The sequence below is a fragment of the Arthrobacter monumenti genome (genome assembly GCF_054511255.1).
The window spans coordinates 205,815-222,557 of sequence record NZ_JBTNCY010000002.1 but is presented as its reverse complement, the minus strand read 5'-3'; the positions used below and the strand labels follow the sequence as shown (position 1 = coordinate 222,557).

The window sequence follows — 16,743 nt, the reverse complement described above, 5'->3', positions numbered from 1 at the left end:
GTGAGTGAACTAATCAATAACAGCGCCGCAGAACTGTCCGGCAAGCTGGCCGCCGGGGAGGTCACCGCCGTCGAACTGACGCAGGCCCACCTCGACAGGATTGCCGCCGTCGACGGCTCCATCAACGCTTTCCTGCACGTCAATACGGACGAAGCGCTCGCCGTCGCCGCCGAGGTCGACGCCGCACGCTCCAAGGGTGAAGAGCTGCATCCGCTGGCCGGTGTGCCGATCGCCGTGAAGGACCTGATTGTCACCAAGGGACAGCCGACGACGGCGGGCTCCCGGATGCTGGACGGCTGGCTCAGCCCGTACGACGCAACGGTTGTCCGGAAGCTCCGGGCGGCGAAAATGCCGATGCTGGGCAAGACGAACCTGGACGAATTCGCGATGGGTTCCTCCACCGAGCACTCCGCCTTCGGCCCCACCCGCAACCCGTGGAACCTGGACCGGATTCCGGGCGGATCCGGCGGTGGATCAGCTGCCGCCGTCGCCTCATTCGAAGCTCCACTGGCACTGGGTACGGACACCGGCGGTTCGATCCGCCAGCCCGGTGCGATGACCGGAACCGTTGGCGTGAAGCCTACCTATGGCGGAGTGTCCCGCTACGGCGCGATCGCCATGGCCTCCTCGCTGGACCAGATCGGCCCGGTAACCCGGACGGTGCTGGACTCCGCGCTGCTGCATGAAGTTATTGGCGGCCATGATCCGGCCGATTCCACCTCGTTGACCGATCCGGTCGGACCCTTGGTCGAGGCGGCCAAAATGGGCAATGTTTCCGGACTGCGCATCGGCGTCATCAAGGAGCTGAACGGCGACGGCTACCAGGACGGTGTCCGCAGCAAATTCCAGGAATCGCTGGACCTGCTGCGCGGTGCCGGCGCGGAAATCGTCGAGGTCTCCTGTCCGAACTTCGACCACGCCCTCGGTGCGTACTACCTGATCATGCCTTCGGAAGCCTCCAGCAACCTGGCCAAGTACGACGGCGTCCGCTTTGGCAACCGCGTGCTGCCGGACGGTCCGACGACGATCGAACGCGTCATGGGTGCCACCCGCGAGGCTGGCTTCGGTGACGAGGTCAAGCGGCGCATCATCCTCGGAACGTACGCCCTGTCGGCCGGTTATTATGACGCCTACTACGGCTCGGCGCAGAAGGTCCGTACGCTGATCCAGCGTGACTTTGACGCGGCCTTCTCCCAGGTCGATGTCCTGATCTCGCCGACGGCGCCGACCACCGCGTTCAAGCTGGGGGAGAAGCTCGAAGACCCGCTGGCAATGTACCTGAACGACGTTGCCACCATTCCGGCGAATCTGGCCGGTGTACCCGGGCTGTCGCTGCCCGGCGGACTGGCCTCCGAGGATGGCCTGCCGGTCGGAATCCAACTCCTGGCTCCGGCCCGCGAGGACGCCCGGTTGTACCGGGTGGGCGCGGTGCTCGAAACGATGCTGGAAGAGAAGTGGGGCGGACCGTTGCTGGCCCAGGCCCCGGAGCTGGCCGAGAGCCGGCTGCAGACCGAAGGAGCAAAGTAGATGGCAACCGCCACAGAACAGATCGTGTCCTTCGACGACGCCATCGCCAAGTACGACCCGGTGCTCGGTTTCGAGGTCCACGTCGAGCTCAACACCAAGACCAAAATGTTCTCGTCTGCTCCAAACGTCTTCGGCGACGAGCCCAATACGAACGTGACTCCGGTGTGCCTCGGCCTGCCCGGCGTGCTGCCGGTGATAAACAAGCAGGCCGTTGAGTACTCGATCAAGATCGGACTCGCGCTCGGCTGCAAGATCGCCGAATCCTGCACCTTTGCCCGGAAGCAGTACTTCTATCCGGATACGCCAAAGAACTTCCAGACCTCGCAGTACGACGATCCGATCTGCTTCGACGGCGCCATCGATATCGAACTCGAGGACGGCACCGTCTTCACGGTCGAAATCGAACGCGCCCACATGGAAGAGGATGCCGGGAAGCTCACGCACATGGGCGGCGCGACCGGCCGCATCCAGGGCGCCGAGTACTCGCTGGTTGACTACAACCGCTCCGGCGTTCCGCTGGTGGAGATCGTGACGAAGCCGATCGAAGGTGCCGGTGCACGTGCGCCGGAACTGGCGAAGGCCTACGTCGCCGCCATCCGGGAGATCGTGAAGAACCTGGATGTTTCCGACGCCCGGATGGAACGCGGCAACGTGCGCTGCGACGCCAACGTGTCGCTGCGCCCGTACGGCCAGGAGAAGTTCGGGACCCGGTCCGAGACCAAGAACGTCAACTCGCTCCGCTCGGTCGAACACGCCGTCCGGTTCGAGATCCAGCGCCAGGCCGCCCTGCTCGACGACGGCGGCTCGGTGGTCCAGGAGACCCGGCACTGGCACGAGGACACGCGTTCGACGACGTCGGGCCGGCCCAAGTCCGACGCCGACGACTACCGCTACTTCCCCGAGCCGGATCTGGTCCCAGTCGTCACTACCAAGGAGTGGATTGAGGAACTCCGGGCGCAGCTGCCCGAGCCGCCGGCGGAACGGCGCAAGCGGCTCCAGGAGGCCTGGGGCTACTCCGGCGAGGAATTCCGGGACGTGGTCAACGCCGGTCTGATGGACTCGATCGAGGAAACCATCGCTGCCGGGGCGAGTCCCGCCGTCGCGCGTAAATGGTGGATGGGTGAGGTCTCCCGACGGGCCAAGGTTGCTGAAGTGGATCCGGCGGAGTTGGGCGTCACCCCGGCGACGATTATTGAGCTGAACGAGTTGATCCAGTCCGGAAAAATCAACGACAAGCTGGCCCGCCAGGCGCTCGACGGCGTACTGGCCGGTGAAGGCACCCCGACCGAGGTCGTGCAGCAGCGCGGACTCGCCGTCGTGTCGGATGACAGCGCCCTGCTCGAGGCAATTGACGGCGCCTTGGCGGCGCAGCCGGACGTGGCGGACAAGATCCGTGGCGGCAAGGTTCAAGCAGTGGGCGCCATTGTCGGCGGCGTGATGAAAGCGACCCGTGGACAGGCGGATGCCGGACGTGTCCGGGAGTTGATCCTGGAACGCCTCGGCGTCAATGGCTAACGTCCCTGCTGCCGAAATTGACGTCAGTGAGCAACTGGTCCGCCGGTTGCTCACTGACCAGCACCCGGATTTAGCGGACCTCCCGCTGGAGCAGGCCGCGAACGGCTGGGATAACGTCATCTTCCGGCTCGGAACCGGACTGACTGTCCGCGTTCCCCGGCGGCAGCAGGCCGCGCAACTGGTCCTGAACGAACAGAACTGGCTGCCCACGATGGCGGCCCGCGTGACGGTCGATGTGCCTGCTCCCGTCCGGACCGGAAGCCCGACGGCTTACTATCCCTGGGCCTGGTCCGTTTGCCCCTGGTTCGACGGTGTCCAGGCCGCTGAAGTTCCCATCGCCGAGCGGACCGAGCTGGCGGAGAGCCTCGCCGATTTCGTCGCGGAGCTTCACCACCCGGCCCCGGCCGACGCACCGCATAATCCCGTGCGCGGCGTCCCGTTAAGGACCCGGCACGCCGCCGTCGCTCAACGGTTGGCCAGCGGGGCAATACCCCGCCGCTGCGAAGTCGCGGCATTGTGGGATGAACTCAGCAGCGTGCGCGGTTGGCGCGGTCCCGCACTGTGGTTGCACGGTGATCTGCATCCCGCGAATATTCTCCTCGACCGCGGCCGGCTGAGAGCGGTCATCGATTTTGGCGATCTCACCGCCGGCGATCCGGCCACTGATCTGGCCACCGCCTGGCTGACGTTCGACGGCGAAGGCCGGCACAGATTCATCGCCCGCCTCAACGAACACGGCAGTATCGACAGCGATACCTGGAAACGAGCCAAGGGCTGGGCGTTGACGATGTCGACGGCCATGCTTGCCTCCTCCGACGACCATCCCGTATTTCGCAAGGTCGGCGAGGACAGCCTTGAACAGATCCTGGCCTGAACTCTTCGCGTTGGACGTCCGAAGGGCTGGGATGACAGCGCCTGCGAGGAGCCGAGTGGCGCCACTATGTGGTGTCACTCGGCTGCCTGTAGGCGTTTTCTAGTTCCCCTAGGTCGTTTCGGTCGCCGCCGCAAGGGGTGTAGGCGGAACCTGAGATGCGGCACTGTCCTGAAGGAATTCTGTGATTTTCTGGGCCATGGCTTTCGACTGGGTCCATTGCAGGTTGTGTGGGCCCTTGAGCTCGACGATTTTGTGGCGTTTGACGTTCTTGAGCTGGTTCTTGTGCGACTCGAGCCAGTCGGGAGACTGGGCCACGTTGTCACTGGCGAGGAAGTGAAGAACGGGCAAGTCCTCCGGGTAGGTCACTCCCTGGAGTGCTGCGACATTGCTGGCGACCCGGGCGGATTCGTCGGCGACCGCCGCGTTGCCGTAGTCCCAGATTGTCATTTGGCGCTTGCGTTCTAATTCGGCCCGGGTGTAGTCGTCGCTTGGCGGGTCCACCAGGCTGGGCGCGACCGAGACCGCTGTTCGAACCAAGCCAATTGTGGACAGTATCCCGATGATATTGATGCCGCCGCTAGCCGCGGAATCTTTCGCTAGCTGGGTGGTAGGCACGCTGGGGTCGATGCCGATAACGGCGGATACTTCGCTCGGGTACCGGTTCGCATAGTCCAGTGTGTATAAGCCCGCGATCGAGTGTCCAGCCAAAACGTATGGCTTCTCGATGTCGAGTGTGGAGAGGGCCTCGTGGAGCTCAGTGCTGATATTCTCCACGGTCCGATCACGTGCACTCATGTCGCTGTAGCCGTACCCGAAGCCCTCGACGACGATGACATCGTAAGCATCGAGTTCCCTGATCAAGGGGGCGAAGTCCAGCGCCGGAGCTACTGTGCCCAGACCGCTGAGCAGGACCAGGGGCTGTGCACCTTCGGTGCCAGCCCGAACGACGTTAACCTCGCCGCCGGCGACTTCCACCAGGTCACCGTACTGAGCGGTACTCGACTTCTCCTGCTGTTCCAGAAGTGCGTTGGCCGCTGTGGATGCAAGAGTTATTCCCAGTGCGGTGAGAGCGATGACGCCGGTGGCTTTTAGTGTGCGCCGAAATGGCTGGCGGCGTTTTTCGGGTGCTCCTTGGGTTGCGTGGCTCGTGGTGTTCGGGAGCTGACGACTGACCTGTGACATGGGGATGTTTCCAGACTTGGAGATGTTCGGATGAAGTGAGAGCCCGTTCAAAGGCGGGCCGTTCGTCCGAAATGACATCGCCCCCGACAAGTGAAGGGAAGTCCTACAGACGTGTTGTGTTATCGCTAAGTTGCACTTTCATGTTGGGGTGGAGGACCTGTCGCCGCTTGTGTGAACCAAGGATGAGCGGGTCTGCCAACACCTTCAAAATATACCCCCCAGGGGTATCTGTCAATGGTGCTGGCGGAATTAAAGGAATCGGATATTTGACCCGTGAAGCCGCCACAGCTATTGGCGTTCTAGAAAGCAAAAGCATCATCGGTCGGGGTGCAGATGCCGTGCTGATCCGGTGTTTGACAACCAGAGCCAGATGCGGCTCGCTCTACGAACCTGACTGCTGGACTGTGAAGGTCACGAGATCAACGGCGGCGCCAGGCGGCATGCTCGGATAGGGGTTGTGGAAATCACTCCTCAGCGTGGCCGCATCTTCGCCGGGTGACATTTTCGTCTACTCAGCGGTCAGGGGTGTCCAGCCCGTATCTGTCGGCGCCTGCGGCCTCGCCTTTCCCGCGAGGAGGCGGTCGTGGTGTTGCAGCAGCGCTGGGCAGGGGTCGGGGCGAGATTCCATATCCAGAATCTACGGCTGTACCTTGCCGCGGCGGTCGTGATCGTCCTGCTCCTCGAAATGTTGGAATTGACCCTCTCGTAGGTTCGCGCGGTCTTCAATCGGCACCTGTCCGCGCCTCGACCACCACTTTGCCGAGTGCGTGGCCGTCGCCGACGTAGGTGAGCGCTTGGGGCACCTGCTCGAGTGGGAACACGCGGTCGATGTGGATACGGACATCTCCCGCGATGCATCGGTCGGCAAGAGGCGAGAAGTGCGCCGGACCCGGCTTGACGGCGAGAACCCCCATACGCCGACCCGTCATGGTGCCGATCAGTGCGCCTACCGTCACAACTCGCAGCAGGGCGCGCGTCGTCCCACCGACGATCAGGTAGGTGCCACCAGGGGCGAGCGCACGGCGATACGCGAACACGGACCGCCGGGCGACGAGGTCGATAATGAGGTCGTACGGACCGGTACGCGTGAAGTCGTCGGCGCGATAGTCGATGACCTCGGCGGCTCCCAGGGATCGCATGAAGTCGAGTTTGCCGGCGTTGTCCACGCCGGTGACATGGATGCCGGAAGCAGCGGCGAGCTGGAGCGCGAACGCCCCAGTTCCTCCACCGGCGCCGTTGATCAGCATCCGCTCACCGGCCTTAGCGCGCGCAACTGCTTGCACCGCGATCGCCCCCGACTGCGGCAGGGTCGACGCCTCGGCGAATGAGAGTCCGGCCGGCTTGAGAGCGAGAGCGTGCTGGGGCGCCACGGCGTACTCCGCGAAACCGCCTTTCAGGCCGAGATTGTCGCCGTAGACATCGTCACCGGGCCGGAACAACGTGACCCCTGCGCCCACTGCCTGGACCACTCCCGCGATGTCCGAACCGAGCGTGCGGCGGCCGGGTCTGAACAGGCCGCCGAATCGGGCATAGGCGGGCGACCCGTGCAGCCCCTCCCAATCGCTCAGATTGACCGAGGTTGCGATCACCCGCACGAGCACCTGGCCTCTCCCCGGCGTCGGCGTGACGACATCGTCGAGCCGCAGCACATCGGGTGACCCGTAGCGGTCATAGACGATCGCTCTCATGCACCGACGCTAGTCGCGCCCGCCGGGGCGCGCAATCACTCGCCGTTCGGTGAAGACGTCCGCCCTCCTGCTGCCCGGACAGCGTACTCGCGCAGGCGGATGCGCTAACGCTCGCGTAGCGCGGGGCTCTCGTCGGCGACCCGACGCTCCAGGGCCTCCAGCAGCAGCTCCAACCCGTAGTCGAACTCGTCCGCGAACGCGTAAGCGCCATCGCCCAGCAGCTCGGCGCGCGAGCGCGCAATGTGCGGATACAGCTCCGCCGACGCCGCGACCTTGACGGCGAACGCTCCCTCGGCGCCGTCCCCCGGTTCGAACGGCAGGCTCGTCTCGGTCAGCGCGAACCCGTGCACGTAGGCGTCGATCGCGGAGAACGCGTGTATTGCGAGCGCGGGGCTGAAGCCCCCTGTCATCAGCACGCCGAGGAGACGGTCGTGGTGTTGCAGCAGCGCTGGGCCGGGGTTGGGACGAGATTCCATCATCCCGAGCGCCCACGGATGAGCGGTGAGCACCGATCGTGCCGATCGTGCCCGGTCGGTCAGGGCCTCCCGCCAGGTACCGCCGACCTGGGGCAGTTCGATCCTCTCGAATACCCAGTCGGCGAGGTCGTCGAGCAGCGCCTCCTTGCTTGGAACGTGATGGTAGAGCGACATCGCCTCGACGCCGAGCACCTTCGCGACACTGCGCATGCTTACGGCGGCGACACCCGCGCGGTCGGCGACTGCGGCGGCGGCGTCGATGATCCTCTTCCTGCTCAGTGGTGTGGGTCGCGTCATTTCCCCATTCTTGCGCACTTACGCGCGTAAGGCTACACTTGTGATCGTGCCTTACAACCGTAAGTCGCACGTTGGACGAAACCCCGAGGACCTTCCGATCCTCATCACAACAACGGAGCCCATGATGAGAACACATCAACCCGCCACCACGCTGGAGCATCTGCGGATGCCGGTGCAAGCCAAGCTCGCCGCCGCCTGGACCAGCTTGATGTTCTTCGTCATCTACATCGACTACTTCCACCTCTACAAGCCCGGCGCCATCGACCAGATCCGGGGTGGCGTCATCTATGTGTTCGACATCAGCGGGCCATTGTTGACCATTTTCGTCGTGGTCATAGGGATCCCGGCCCTGATGATCCTGCTCTCCATGACACTGCCCGCCCGTGCGAACCGCGCCACGAACCTCGTCGTGGCATCGCTCTACATCCCCGTCATGGTGTTCAACGCGGCATCGACGAACTGGGAATGGGCCTCCTTCTACGCCCTCTCCATCGGCATCGAGGTGCTGATCCTGGCGTTTATCCTGCGCTCTGCCCGGGCCTGGCCCCGCACCGCCCCGTCGGCGACCATGCCGACCACGCCGACCAGCCCGGACCGTGAAGCCGTTCGCGCCCAGCAACAAGCGTGAACCCTTGAGCAGTGCCCGTCCCGTTCGGAGCCATCTGCCTCGGTGCCGCGGCGTGGGGTCCCTGGCGGTGGGACTCCAACTACCACTGACCTGCCGGTAGGGGCCTTCCAAGGCCCATACCGGCAGGTCAGGTTATCGGACGCGCACACAGGCCCACCGCATCACCAACGCGCCCGGCACCATAACTTGGTTCCTCGGCCCGAACGGTGCCGGCAAGTCCACGACGATGCCTAAAAGTGCTCAGCACAACTGGCTCGAGCACTTCTCTGGATTGGATTGCTAAATGTTAGTCAGCTCTTGTTCAGCGCCTCGGCGAGCATCACAAGGATGCCGCTAGGGCCGCGTAAATAGGTGAGCTTGTAGGCGTCGCCGTAGGTCGCCACGCCGCGCAGCGGGTGGCAGCCGTGCCTGGCAGCGATCTCGAGGGCCTCGTCGATGTCGTCGACCGAGAAGGCGACGCGGTGCATGCCAATCTCGTTAGGCAGGGTGGGCCCAGTCTCGATCGCGTCAGGGTGGATGTACTCGAAGAGCTCGAGACGACCATTGCCGTCCGGCGTCTGAAGCATGGCGATGTTGGCGTGATTGCCGTCGAGACCGACGGCGATGTCGGTCCACTCTCCACTGACCGTGTCACGGCCGAGGACGTCCAGCCCGAGGTCAGTGAAGAAGGCGATCGCCGCATCGAGGTCCCGGACTGCGATCCCGACGTTCTCGAGTTTGATGGGCATGCGTTGCACGATACCGAGTAGCGCGGACCCGTTCAAGGCACGGCGCTGCCGGTTTGGCTCATCTGGACGGCTAACCATTCCGCAGAATCAGCGTCGCGTCAGCCGGACACCGCGCCGTCGGTGAGGAATCCATTCCTTCGGTAGAAGGCTTGTGCACGCGGGTTGGGGTCGGTGACCCAGAGCGAGCAGGCGCGGTGCGTTCGATAAATGCATTGAGGAGCGCCGCGCCCACCCCCGAACCATGGAACGCGGCGTATGCGTACAGGAGGTACAACTGCTGCGGCTCGTCGGCGTCATCAAGGTGAAGTACAACCACTACTGAACCGTGTTCGGTTCGGGGTGCATGATCTTGATGCCATGCATGCACGGCTCACAGAAAGCGGGATGGAGGTCTCCTGGATGACGGCATTGCCTGGAGCGGTGGCGTTCCTCGACTTCGCGGATCCCTGGGGTAACAAGTTGGGCTACTACGAACACATCTCACCCAGTGGAGAGCTACCAGTGGTAGGAGGCAGTGTTCACGACGAATCGTTGTTTATTACTCAACAGTCGACACTTTGCCTGCTTTGAAACTCTCTAGGGCAAAACAACCCGATGGGGATCGCTTTATGGTGCCGGTGCAATGATGAGCTGTTTAGACTTGGAGCGTGCTCAACGACGAGGAAATCGTTCGATTGTACGGGCCGTGGCGTCGTCGAGCCCCGGCTGATGCGGTCGAACTATTCAAAGGATACCCGGGACGGTGGTGGGTCGCTGGCGGGTGGGCGATCGAAGCCTTCACCGGAACACACCGCTCACATGGCGACTTGGACGTCAGCATCCCACGATCCGACATCGTCCTCCTGCGACAGCACCTCAACTCCCGCTTCGATTTGTGGGCCGCTGATAAAGGAACCTTACGTCCTCTGGTCGGTGACGTGAATGAACCGGTTCCATCCACTTGCAGCAATCTGTGGACGCGTACTGGCGGGGCCGAGCCGTGGGAGTATGACGTCATTCTCATGGACGAAGCCAATTCGATGTGGACCTACAAACGGGATGGGCGTGTCAGTCGCCCGACCGAGGACCTTCTTTGGACCCGCGATGGGGTTGACTATCTGCGGCCCGAGGTCCAGTTGTTGCACAAAGCTCCTGGACTCCGGCCAAAGGATCAGGCGGACTTCGAATCGTGCCTACCGTTGCTGGACGAGCCCGACCGACGATGGCTCGGGTCGGCCTTGCAAGTCGCCCATCCTGACCACCCATGGTGCAACACGCTTTAGATCCGCCCTTTTTCGCTCCTTCCGCATCAAAGGTCGATTTGCGGTGAGCTAACCGGCGCAGATTCGGACCTTCGTCGCGTTTCTGAGGCATTGGCCGAGGGTTCGCGATACCGTTGGGTTTTGTGATCATATGGCTCAACGGCACTCACGGAGTCGGCAAGACGACGACCGCTGCGCTTGTGCAGCCGTTGATCCCGGAGTCACGGGTGCTCGACGCCGAAAAGGTTGGCGAGACACTCATGGACATCACACCCGGGCTGCCGATGACAGACAACTTCCAGCACTGGCAGCCGTGGCGGCCTCTCGTCGTCGAAACCGCCCGACGCATTCTCGACTACACCGGCGGCACGTTGATAATGCCTATGACTGTCCTGGTCGAGCCGTACTGGCGCGAGATCAGCGCTGGCCTCGCCAGCCATTCCATTCCGGTCCACCACTTCGTTCTCCACGCTGATCAAACAACCCTCCGTGCGCGCATTGAGGGGGAACATATGCCCCCGTCTGCCTTCCGCCTCAGGTATCTGGAGCCCTACGCCGAGGCAGCCAGCTCATGGTTGCACGACGAGGCTGAGGTCGTCGACACCACCCACCTCACTGCCGCACAAGCCGCTTTACAGATCGCAGAGGCCCGAAAGCGCACTGGAAGAGATACACCGGCATAGCAGAACAGGTTAAGCATCCCGCGAACCGATCGACATATGGGAAGGGTCTCGTTTGTTGTTGAACGTACGGAGATCGCAGCGTGCGCGGTTTGTCAATCCGCAGAGGTACCAGCCAAGCGCCAAACCTGCTCTCCGGAGTGCGCGCGGAAACGTACAGCTGCGCTGATCCGCTCCGATCACCTGCAAGCCAGCATCAGCGATTCATCGGTTACCACCGCTCGTAGCACCACGAGACCCACTCCCAGCGCCGTCCAGATGACGGCCGAAACCAACGCCTGCCCCGGCGTCATATTTTGAAACGTGCTCGGCCATCGCATGGAGGAAGCCTGGCGCCACGTCGTCCAGGCGTCCCGGGGGTGGCTTGACGGGAATTGCTGCTGATGGATCGCCATGGCCCGGTATGCTCACTTCATGCCAGATTTTCTGTCCCAGCTGCGCGCTCTCGGTGACTCCGGGAGCGTCCAGTACGGCGTCGTATCCACGGTGGTGGCCGCAGTCGGAACCCTTGCCCGTCCCGTTCTGCCCTCCGAGTCCGGGTGGCTCCCTTACCGAACCGGGTTAGCAGCCTTTACGGCTCTGGAGCTGTCGGCCTGGCCGCGCGACGGCAGGCAGGAGATCCCCACTCTTCCCATCCGTATTGGTATGGCGGCAGGTGGTGCGGCCCTGATGTACAGGTTCGCCGGGTCGGCTGTGCGCGTTGATGGCTGGCTTGAGAACAAGGTGCGGTCGTTAGGTTCCCAGCGACCGCGGATCGTGATGGCACTCGGAGCTGGCGCACTGTCGATCTCGGTCTTCGTGCTGGAGCGCCGCACGAATCGCAGGTACGAGGAGGATCACGGTGGAAGGATGGCTGGTGCCGTCGGTGAGCCGGATCAGCAGCAGTCAACGCCGTGGGAAGAGCCATGTCCCGCACACCGTCGCTTATACGCAGGGATGGTCAGCGTCAGCGAGGAGTACGGGCCTGTCCTGGAGGCTCAGTTTGCACATTCGCGGGTGCGCAGGAGTGAACACTGCGACCATGGATGCTTTGACATAGTGGTCACCGCCGACACCCCGCGGATCCCCCGCAAGACCGAGTGCCCCATCGCCTTCAACGCTATCGATCAGGCGACCGGCGCGGACGATAACGTCATGCTGCTGGTGTGGCACCGGAACGGGCTGGTGGACGGCGTCGAAATCTCCTGGTTTGAGGGCGATGCCCATCCACCGCCCGAGCTTCTGACCGTATTTGAATGATCGAAGTGCCCAAGGGATCTGCGAACTCAGCTTATTTTGCCGTCGCTGAGGTTTCGCTGCGGATCCCGGTATAGACGAGCACCACGAGGGGAATGACAGTGAAGCTGGCAAGCCCCACCAGCATGAGCCCTATACGCGAGAGACCGGTGGAATCTGCAGGAACCAGGGTGAGGGCGAATCCCAGGGTGAAGGCTGCGGGAACGGCCAGGCACACGACGGCCGGGTGGAGATTTCGGCATGCGAACATCATCAGGACAATCGCCGACACGGCGAACCCGATCATCCACACCGCGGCCGGAACCCGGCTTCCCAACCCCAACTGGACCGGCCAGATAAACCAGATCAGCCACAACGTGGCCGCGGCGACAGCAAAAAGGACAGTCAGTACTGCCTGTCTGGCAATGCCGCCGAGCCTCATACGCTTCATCGTAGCGGGAAGAACCGGCTTCCCTACTGGACCTGAAGCCAGAAAATTCCGTCCTCGACAATACCCCGGCCCTCCAACCTCCCGGTGTCGTATTCCTCAACGATGAGGACCAGGACGGCATACGTTGCCCACTCTTCAAGGTCTACTGGATCCGGGTAGCGTTCCCACGCTTCGTCGCCGATCACGGCCGGAGCCGGCAGCCGGGCACCAAACGGGCCGCCGCCATCCTCTTCGCTGCCTTTGAAGACGACGGCGATTGTCCCATCCTCCACGCTGACCGATGCCATCCGCATTTCCCGGCCCGTCGGCGTGGATGCAAAGACGAACTCAATGGCAGCCGAGAGCTCATCCGGGTTAATGCGGCCGGATATTGGGCCCAGACCATGGGTGTCATTCATGCGTTCCTGGAGGTCTGGCTTTCGGGTGGCAACGTTTCTGGATTGCCCGCGGCCGGTACTGCCTTCGAAGGAGCCGGATTCCGTGGATGAGCAGCGAGGCGCCGGCTAGACCGATAATCGATCCGGTCGGCATCAGAACGAAGTCATAGCGCTCCTGCAGCATGATGAGCAGTACGCCGTTCAGGAAAAGCAGCAGGACGACGTCTTCAACTATCCCGCGTCTGGTGATCATGCCGGTCTACCGATCTTCAGTTTCCAACGAAGCTAGAGGAGTACCAGCAGGTTCTGGTGCAGTTGCCGCCAGCCCTCAGACAGCTCCTTGCCCGCGTCATAGTCATCAACCACCAGCTTCGCTCGTACGCCAGAGACTGTCACCTCCAAGGGGGTCGCGCTGGGGATCTTGGTACACCCGGCAGATAGGGTGTTTGCTTCGAGGGTCTCGATGACCAGGCACACGTTACCGTTCTCGGGATTATCCGGCGCTGCGGTATAAAACGCGTAGCCGTCCTCTTCCACCAGCAATCGAATGCTGTCTGCTGCAATGTCTAAAGCGTCGGCGTCGCTGCCGAAAGTGTCAGCCGTGCCCGGTGGAACTTCGAGAGCAGATATTCCAGGCTTCGGATCGTTACTGCAGCCGGCCAACGCCAGCAGTACGACAACACCAGCGGTCAGTCCGGCCAATGTGCGCATTAGGTCCCTGTCTGGCATGAAACTACGTTGGTATCACGCTAACCGCGAGATCATATGAAGGCGAGAGTTGAGAGGTTGCGAAGCGATAACTTAAAAATGGCCAGAAGGCTGTGTAGCTGGTGCCGGCTCCACATCAGCTAGCTCAGTTTGCGCTCGGCAATCGAAGGGCGGAGTAGCAGAAGGCGATTGCGGTGATCTATTGAGCCCACCATCTGCCCGTCGGACGCATGGCCCTGCTGGATGTCAATGTTTTGCTGACACGAAGACGACAAATATGTGTTCCCCAACCGACCACTGCTGGATATGCTTCTCTTCATAATCGCGATGTGAGCTGGCAGAGCGGATGATCATCGCGGCTTCGACTCGTCAGCTCTTGCTTGGCACGATGTGATCGGGACAAAATGGCACGCTATGTGACTTCTAATGCAACTAAAGTGAACTATCTAGTTTTTGGATGGATATTCAGCATCTTTTTGGGTGTTGCGGTGACACTGATAGCCGGTGCAGCAGTTGGAATCGTTACTGTTCTCGCGCTTACGTTGGCTATGGTGGCCATCTTTGTACGGATATTCCGGGGTGAAGGCGAGCCGCTTACGCCCCGTCCATTGTGGAAGCTGACAGCCAAACCAACGTCCGGGTTTGTGGTGGCGGCAATATTCACAGTCCAAGCGGTCCCTTTGCTGATGACAAACTGGACGATCCAGACGGAGCCGGCGCTCACAATGATTTCGGCCATTCTCTATCTGCTCGTTGCAGTTGCATTCGCCAATTCCTCCCTGCGCATCCGGTCGATGACTGAAGATCGGCACCGAAGCGGGATGCGGTAGCGCCGTCCACAAGCCCATGAAAGGAATTTCAGACCGTTTGTCTTTCCGATACTTCAACGCTGGCCGATGGACGAGATTACTCGGATGCGCGGTAGCACGTCTTTATGTCATTCGTTGACCACAGGGACACTCGCCCTCTGCGCAGCAGACTAAGACGCCGTCGGGGTCGGTTCGGGCTGACACCACATATCCATTGATCGTTTTTGGAGCCCGAACCGCCACTAAGGCGCGTAGCATCATCGATACGAGCCGGAAGGGGTCACGGATGCGTCGAAGAGTCGGTGCTGTGACCTGGGGCGTGATCGGTGTTCTCGTAACGGGGGTCAGCGTCGCGGGGTGCTCGCCCCACCAGGGAATGGAGGGAGAGTGTACGGTCAGGGTCCGCTACGACGACGCGGTGTACCGGGCGGTGGCGGTGGCCTCGATGCCGCGGCCTGGCCGTTCGTTGGGCAGTGCGCATTTCGGCGACTGTGACGGTCGTCCGCTACAGACGTCGTACCAAGGTGAGTTGTTCACCCTGCCCAATACCAGTACTGATCAGGCGGTGTTGTTAGGCCAAGGCAGACGCGGTTCGGTGTACGTGAACACGTCCCTGAAAATGGATGAGTGGCCAGCCTTGGTCAAGGCCGCTTCCCGGCCCGTAGCGTGTGAACAACCGGTGGAGTTCACCGGGACGTGGGATATCGTCGTCGACGACGGGGCCATGCCCGATGAGGGAGACTACGACCTCACAGTTCCCTATACCGCGGCATTCACCACCGCCCGCGGCAAGGGGCTGAACCTGGATACTTGGTCGCGCGTAGAACTCAATGCGCGCGTCACCAGCAGCACAGATCCGGTGCCGACCCCATCGTTTCTCAAAGAAGCCTTAGCCGTGAAGAATCGGCCGCAGGTGACCGTGACCGCGACCTGCCGGGGCGCCAAGTTCGAAGTCACCACCATCAAGTTCGCAGATTGACGATCGAACGACCCTGCACACTTGAATCTGCCCCCCTCTTCGCATGGTCGTCAGCCGATCGTGGGGCCCCGCAAGCCGATCATTTGTCCGGCTCATCTAACACGAGCTAGGTCAGTAGGTGAGCAATGCATCGTGCGGAGAATTCTCGACAACGTTTGGGACAGATCTCAACGAAACTGGACTCCTGAGCCCGTCATGGCCACCTCGTGCCCGGCGCTATAGACTGCTGCGAAATCCGCTGGGGAGCTTACCGACAGGGGCAGTGATGGGATTTCTACCAAGCGTTCTCCATGAATGTTCTCCACCATGGGGGCCAAGAATCACCCAACGGTGCGCCGCGCCACCTTTATCTGGGCATCTCAATGCATCTAGCTCGCGAGGCTGGCAGTGGTTCTGATCTTTTTTTGGCAAATGCGGGACCCAACCAACGAAAAACTGGCCGTGGCCGCATTTGCTGTCGTTGCCACCATTGTTTGTGGCTTGTTGCACTGGAAAGCCCTCAAGCAGTTTCATCACGAGGACCGGTATGAAGATGAAGTTGAAGCCGGTGGCGCAACTGATGAGAGTTGAGGAGAGATCTCTTTGGCAAGGGTCTCCAACCCTGGAGAAGTGGGCTCATGAATGGAATTGACCGCCTGATGGCCGAGTCCAATGACCGGTGGTCCAAAGCCGTCCGCAGAGCCAAAGGCATAGCCGACAACGGTTTGGGCCCAGCACTGAAGACCTATTTTCTCCAATACTTTCCCATCGGGTTTCTTGTCCTGGTTCTGTTGGGTTCGGCAGGGACCGCCGCCCTTACCGGGCTCGCCTGGATGGACCGGCTGAACCTGCAGTTCGGGCTCCTTTTGGCCGTGGTGGGCGCCTTGGTTGGTGGAGTGGTCTACAACGCGAAGAAAATCCGGCCGGCAGCCGATGTTGGGAATGTCAGCGTGACGCTGTCGTTGGAAAGCCATGAGCAGAAGCATGTGAGACGGCAGGTACTCGGTAAGGAACCGGTGGAGGCAGAACATCTTCAAATCACTCGCGCCGCCGCGGTGCAACAGCGCAAGAATGTTGCCACTCAACTTCTGATTCAGCCCATGATTCCGCTGGGCTTCATCCCCCAGATGCTATCCGGAAGCAGCACAGTCTTGTGGCTCGGCATATTCCTCATTCTCTGTTACGTCGGGGCATTGACACTGATGCTGCGTGAATTTTGGCTCGCTGGCCGCTTCCTGATGCGCACGGATGGATGAGCCGGCGACCATTCCGGTGCCCGTTGAAGATCCTATTGTGGTGCCGGTCGTTCACTAGTGACCGGTCCTGATCCGCAAGGTCGACGTGGGGGGATCGGCCGTTGAGGGCGGTGGTGCCGCGGACACGTTCGAC

At 61.9% G+C, this 16,743-nt stretch carries 20 protein-coding genes; 12 read left to right on the top strand and 8 right to left on the bottom strand.

Annotated features, from left to right (window positions below):
• From gatA to ACX80B_RS03945, 3 genes are read left to right on the top strand one after another with little or no spacing between them, the layout of a single operon-like run.
• Window positions 1-1,527, top strand: coding sequence for an Asp-tRNA(Asn)/Glu-tRNA(Gln) amidotransferase subunit GatA (gene gatA / locus ACX80B_RS03955; RefSeq protein WP_459293270.1), 1,527 nt, complete (start codon window positions 1-3; stop codon window positions 1,525-1,527).
• Window positions 1,528-3,042, top strand: coding sequence for an Asp-tRNA(Asn)/Glu-tRNA(Gln) amidotransferase subunit GatB (gene gatB, locus ACX80B_RS03950; RefSeq protein WP_459293268.1), 1,515 nt, complete (start codon window positions 1,528-1,530; stop codon window positions 3,040-3,042).
• Entirely contained in the window at window positions 3,035-3,916 is an 882-nt protein-coding gene (locus ACX80B_RS03945) for an aminoglycoside phosphotransferase family protein (RefSeq protein WP_459293266.1), read from the top strand. Before gatB ends, ACX80B_RS03945 begins: the two co-directional genes overlap by 8 nt.
• Window positions 3,917-4,024: 108 nt before the next feature.
• Here the strand turns inward: ACX80B_RS03945 and ACX80B_RS03940 are convergent, their stop codons facing one another.
• Window positions 4,025-5,098, bottom strand: coding sequence for an alpha/beta fold hydrolase (locus ACX80B_RS03940; RefSeq protein ID WP_459293264.1), 1,074 nt, complete (start codon window positions 5,096-5,098; stop codon window positions 4,025-4,027).
• 583 nt (window positions 5,099-5,681) lie between these two features.
• Here ACX80B_RS03940 and ACX80B_RS03935 point away from each other — a divergent pair.
• The gene (locus tag ACX80B_RS03935) at window positions 5,682-5,807 is read left to right on the top strand and encodes a hypothetical protein (RefSeq protein WP_459293262.1); all 126 of its coding nucleotides are present in this window, start codon (window positions 5,682-5,684) and stop codon (window positions 5,805-5,807) included.
• Between the two features lie 13 nt (window positions 5,808-5,820).
• Here ACX80B_RS03935 and ACX80B_RS03930 read toward each other — a convergent pair whose 3' ends face one another.
• Window positions 5,821-6,786 carry an NAD(P)-dependent alcohol dehydrogenase gene (locus ACX80B_RS03930; RefSeq protein ID WP_459293260.1) on the bottom strand — a complete coding sequence of 322 codons (966 nt, stop codon included), beginning with the start codon at window positions 6,784-6,786 and terminating at the stop codon, window positions 5,821-5,823.
• Between the two features lie 104 nt (window positions 6,787-6,890).
• The gene (locus ACX80B_RS03925; RefSeq protein WP_459293258.1) at window positions 6,891-7,559 is read right to left on the bottom strand and encodes a TetR/AcrR family transcriptional regulator C-terminal domain-containing protein; all 669 of its coding nucleotides are present in this window, start codon (window positions 7,557-7,559) and stop codon (window positions 6,891-6,893) included.
• A gap of 124 nt (window positions 7,560-7,683) precedes the next feature.
• On the opposite strand from ACX80B_RS03925, the gene ACX80B_RS03920 reads away from it, so the two are divergent.
• Window positions 7,684-8,187: a DUF6326 family protein gene (locus ACX80B_RS03920; RefSeq protein ID WP_459293256.1), complete on the top strand. Its 504-nt coding sequence runs from the start codon at window positions 7,684-7,686 to the stop codon at window positions 8,185-8,187.
• 290 nt (window positions 8,188-8,477) lie between these two features.
• Here the strand turns inward: ACX80B_RS03920 and ACX80B_RS03915 are convergent, their stop codons facing one another.
• The gene (locus ACX80B_RS03915) at window positions 8,478-8,915 is read right to left on the bottom strand and encodes a VOC family protein (protein ID WP_459293565.1); all 438 of its coding nucleotides are present in this window, start codon (window positions 8,913-8,915) and stop codon (window positions 8,478-8,480) included.
• 647 nt (window positions 8,916-9,562) lie between these two features.
• On the opposite strand from ACX80B_RS03915, the gene ACX80B_RS03910 reads away from it, so the two are divergent.
• The 3 genes from ACX80B_RS03910 to ACX80B_RS03900 all read left to right on the top strand — a co-directional run bounded on the left by ACX80B_RS03910 (window position 9,563) and on the right by ACX80B_RS03900 (window position 12,075).
• Window positions 9,563-10,177 carry a nucleotidyltransferase domain-containing protein gene (locus ACX80B_RS03910; protein ID WP_459293254.1) on the top strand — a complete coding sequence of 205 codons (615 nt, stop codon included), beginning with the start codon at window positions 9,563-9,565 and terminating at the stop codon, window positions 10,175-10,177.
• Between the two features lie 122 nt (window positions 10,178-10,299).
• Entirely contained in the window at window positions 10,300-10,839 is a 540-nt protein-coding gene (locus ACX80B_RS03905) for a DEAD/DEAH box helicase family protein (protein WP_459293252.1), read from the top strand.
• 411 nt (window positions 10,840-11,250) lie between these two features.
• The gene (locus ACX80B_RS03900) at window positions 11,251-12,075 is read left to right on the top strand and encodes a hypothetical protein (protein WP_459293250.1); all 825 of its coding nucleotides are present in this window, start codon (window positions 11,251-11,253) and stop codon (window positions 12,073-12,075) included.
• A gap of 31 nt (window positions 12,076-12,106) precedes the next feature.
• Here the strand turns inward: ACX80B_RS03900 and ACX80B_RS03895 are convergent, their stop codons facing one another.
• Genes ACX80B_RS03895 through ACX80B_RS03880 form a run of 4 tightly spaced genes read right to left on the bottom strand, consistent with a single transcriptional unit; the run spans window position 12,107 to window position 13,608 of the window.
• Window positions 12,107-12,493 carry a hypothetical protein gene (locus ACX80B_RS03895; RefSeq protein ID WP_459293248.1) on the bottom strand — a complete coding sequence of 129 codons (387 nt, stop codon included), beginning with the start codon at window positions 12,491-12,493 and terminating at the stop codon, window positions 12,107-12,109.
• A 32-nt stretch (window positions 12,494-12,525) separates the two neighbouring features.
• A complete protein-coding gene (locus ACX80B_RS03890) occupies window positions 12,526-12,900 on the bottom strand; it encodes a hypothetical protein (RefSeq protein WP_459293246.1) in 375 nt (124 codons plus the stop codon).
• Window positions 12,893-13,132: a hypothetical protein gene (locus tag ACX80B_RS03885; RefSeq protein ID WP_459293244.1), complete on the bottom strand. Its 240-nt coding sequence runs from the start codon at window positions 13,130-13,132 to the stop codon at window positions 12,893-12,895. The genes ACX80B_RS03890 and ACX80B_RS03885 overlap by 8 nt, the downstream gene beginning before the upstream one ends.
• 32 nt (window positions 13,133-13,164) lie before the next feature.
• Window positions 13,165-13,608: a hypothetical protein gene (locus ACX80B_RS03880; RefSeq protein ID WP_459293242.1), complete on the bottom strand. Its 444-nt coding sequence runs from the start codon at window positions 13,606-13,608 to the stop codon at window positions 13,165-13,167.
• Between the two features lie 395 nt (window positions 13,609-14,003).
• On the opposite strand from ACX80B_RS03880, the gene ACX80B_RS03875 reads away from it, so the two are divergent.
• The 4 genes from ACX80B_RS03875 (at window position 14,004) to ACX80B_RS03860 (ending at window position 16,610) form a co-directional block, all read left to right on the top strand.
• Entirely contained in the window at window positions 14,004-14,417 is a 414-nt protein-coding gene (locus tag ACX80B_RS03875; protein ID WP_459293241.1) for a hypothetical protein, read from the top strand.
• A gap of 265 nt (window positions 14,418-14,682) precedes the next feature.
• The gene (locus ACX80B_RS03870) at window positions 14,683-15,375 is read left to right on the top strand and encodes a hypothetical protein (RefSeq protein ID WP_459293239.1); all 693 of its coding nucleotides are present in this window, start codon (window positions 14,683-14,685) and stop codon (window positions 15,373-15,375) included.
• Between the two features lie 387 nt (window positions 15,376-15,762).
• A complete protein-coding gene (locus ACX80B_RS03865; RefSeq protein WP_459293237.1) occupies window positions 15,763-15,945 on the top strand; it encodes a hypothetical protein in 183 nt (60 codons plus the stop codon).
• A gap of 47 nt (window positions 15,946-15,992) precedes the next feature.
• Complete coding sequence (locus ACX80B_RS03860; protein ID WP_459293235.1) at window positions 15,993-16,610, top strand: hypothetical protein; 618 nt, start codon at window positions 15,993-15,995, stop codon at window positions 16,608-16,610.
• Window positions 16,611-16,743: the final 133 nt, after the last annotated feature.

Bases quoted from the DNA above. Each gene is read 5' to 3' on its own strand.
- gatB (WP_459293268.1), top strand. From the start codon at position 1,528: ATGGCAACCGCCACAGAACAGATCGTGTCCTTCGACGACGCCATCGCC.
- ACX80B_RS03945 (WP_459293266.1), top strand. From the start codon at position 3,035: ATGGCTAACGTCCCTGCTGCCGAAATTGACGTCAGTGAGCAACTGGTC.
- ACX80B_RS03940 (WP_459293264.1), bottom strand. From the start codon at position 5,098: ATGTCACAGGTCAGTCGTCAGCTCCCGAACACCACGAGCCACGCAACC.
- ACX80B_RS03930 (WP_459293260.1), bottom strand. From the start codon at position 6,786: ATGAGAGCGATCGTCTATGACCGCTACGGGTCACCCGATGTGCTGCGG.
- ACX80B_RS03925 (WP_459293258.1), bottom strand. From the start codon at position 7,559: ATGACGCGACCCACACCACTGAGCAGGAAGAGGATCATCGACGCCGCC.
- ACX80B_RS03920 (WP_459293256.1), top strand. From the start codon at position 7,684: ATGAGAACACATCAACCCGCCACCACGCTGGAGCATCTGCGGATGCCG.
- ACX80B_RS03915 (WP_459293565.1), bottom strand. From the start codon at position 8,915: ATGCCCATCAAACTCGAGAACGTCGGGATCGCAGTCCGGGACCTCGAT.
- ACX80B_RS03900 (WP_459293250.1), top strand. From the start codon at position 11,251: ATGCCAGATTTTCTGTCCCAGCTGCGCGCTCTCGGTGACTCCGGGAGC.
- ACX80B_RS03895 (WP_459293248.1), bottom strand. From the start codon at position 12,493: ATGAGGCTCGGCGGCATTGCCAGACAGGCAGTACTGACTGTCCTTTTT.
- ACX80B_RS03890 (WP_459293246.1), bottom strand. From the start codon at position 12,900: ATGAATGACACCCATGGTCTGGGCCCAATATCCGGCCGCATTAACCCG.
- ACX80B_RS03885 (WP_459293244.1), bottom strand. From the start codon at position 13,132: ATGATCACCAGACGCGGGATAGTTGAAGACGTCGTCCTGCTGCTTTTC.
- ACX80B_RS03880 (WP_459293242.1), bottom strand. From the start codon at position 13,608: ATGCCAGACAGGGACCTAATGCGCACATTGGCCGGACTGACCGCTGGT.
- ACX80B_RS03870 (WP_459293239.1), top strand. From the start codon at position 14,683: ATGCGTCGAAGAGTCGGTGCTGTGACCTGGGGCGTGATCGGTGTTCTC.
- ACX80B_RS03860 (WP_459293235.1), top strand. From the start codon at position 15,993: ATGAATGGAATTGACCGCCTGATGGCCGAGTCCAATGACCGGTGGTCC.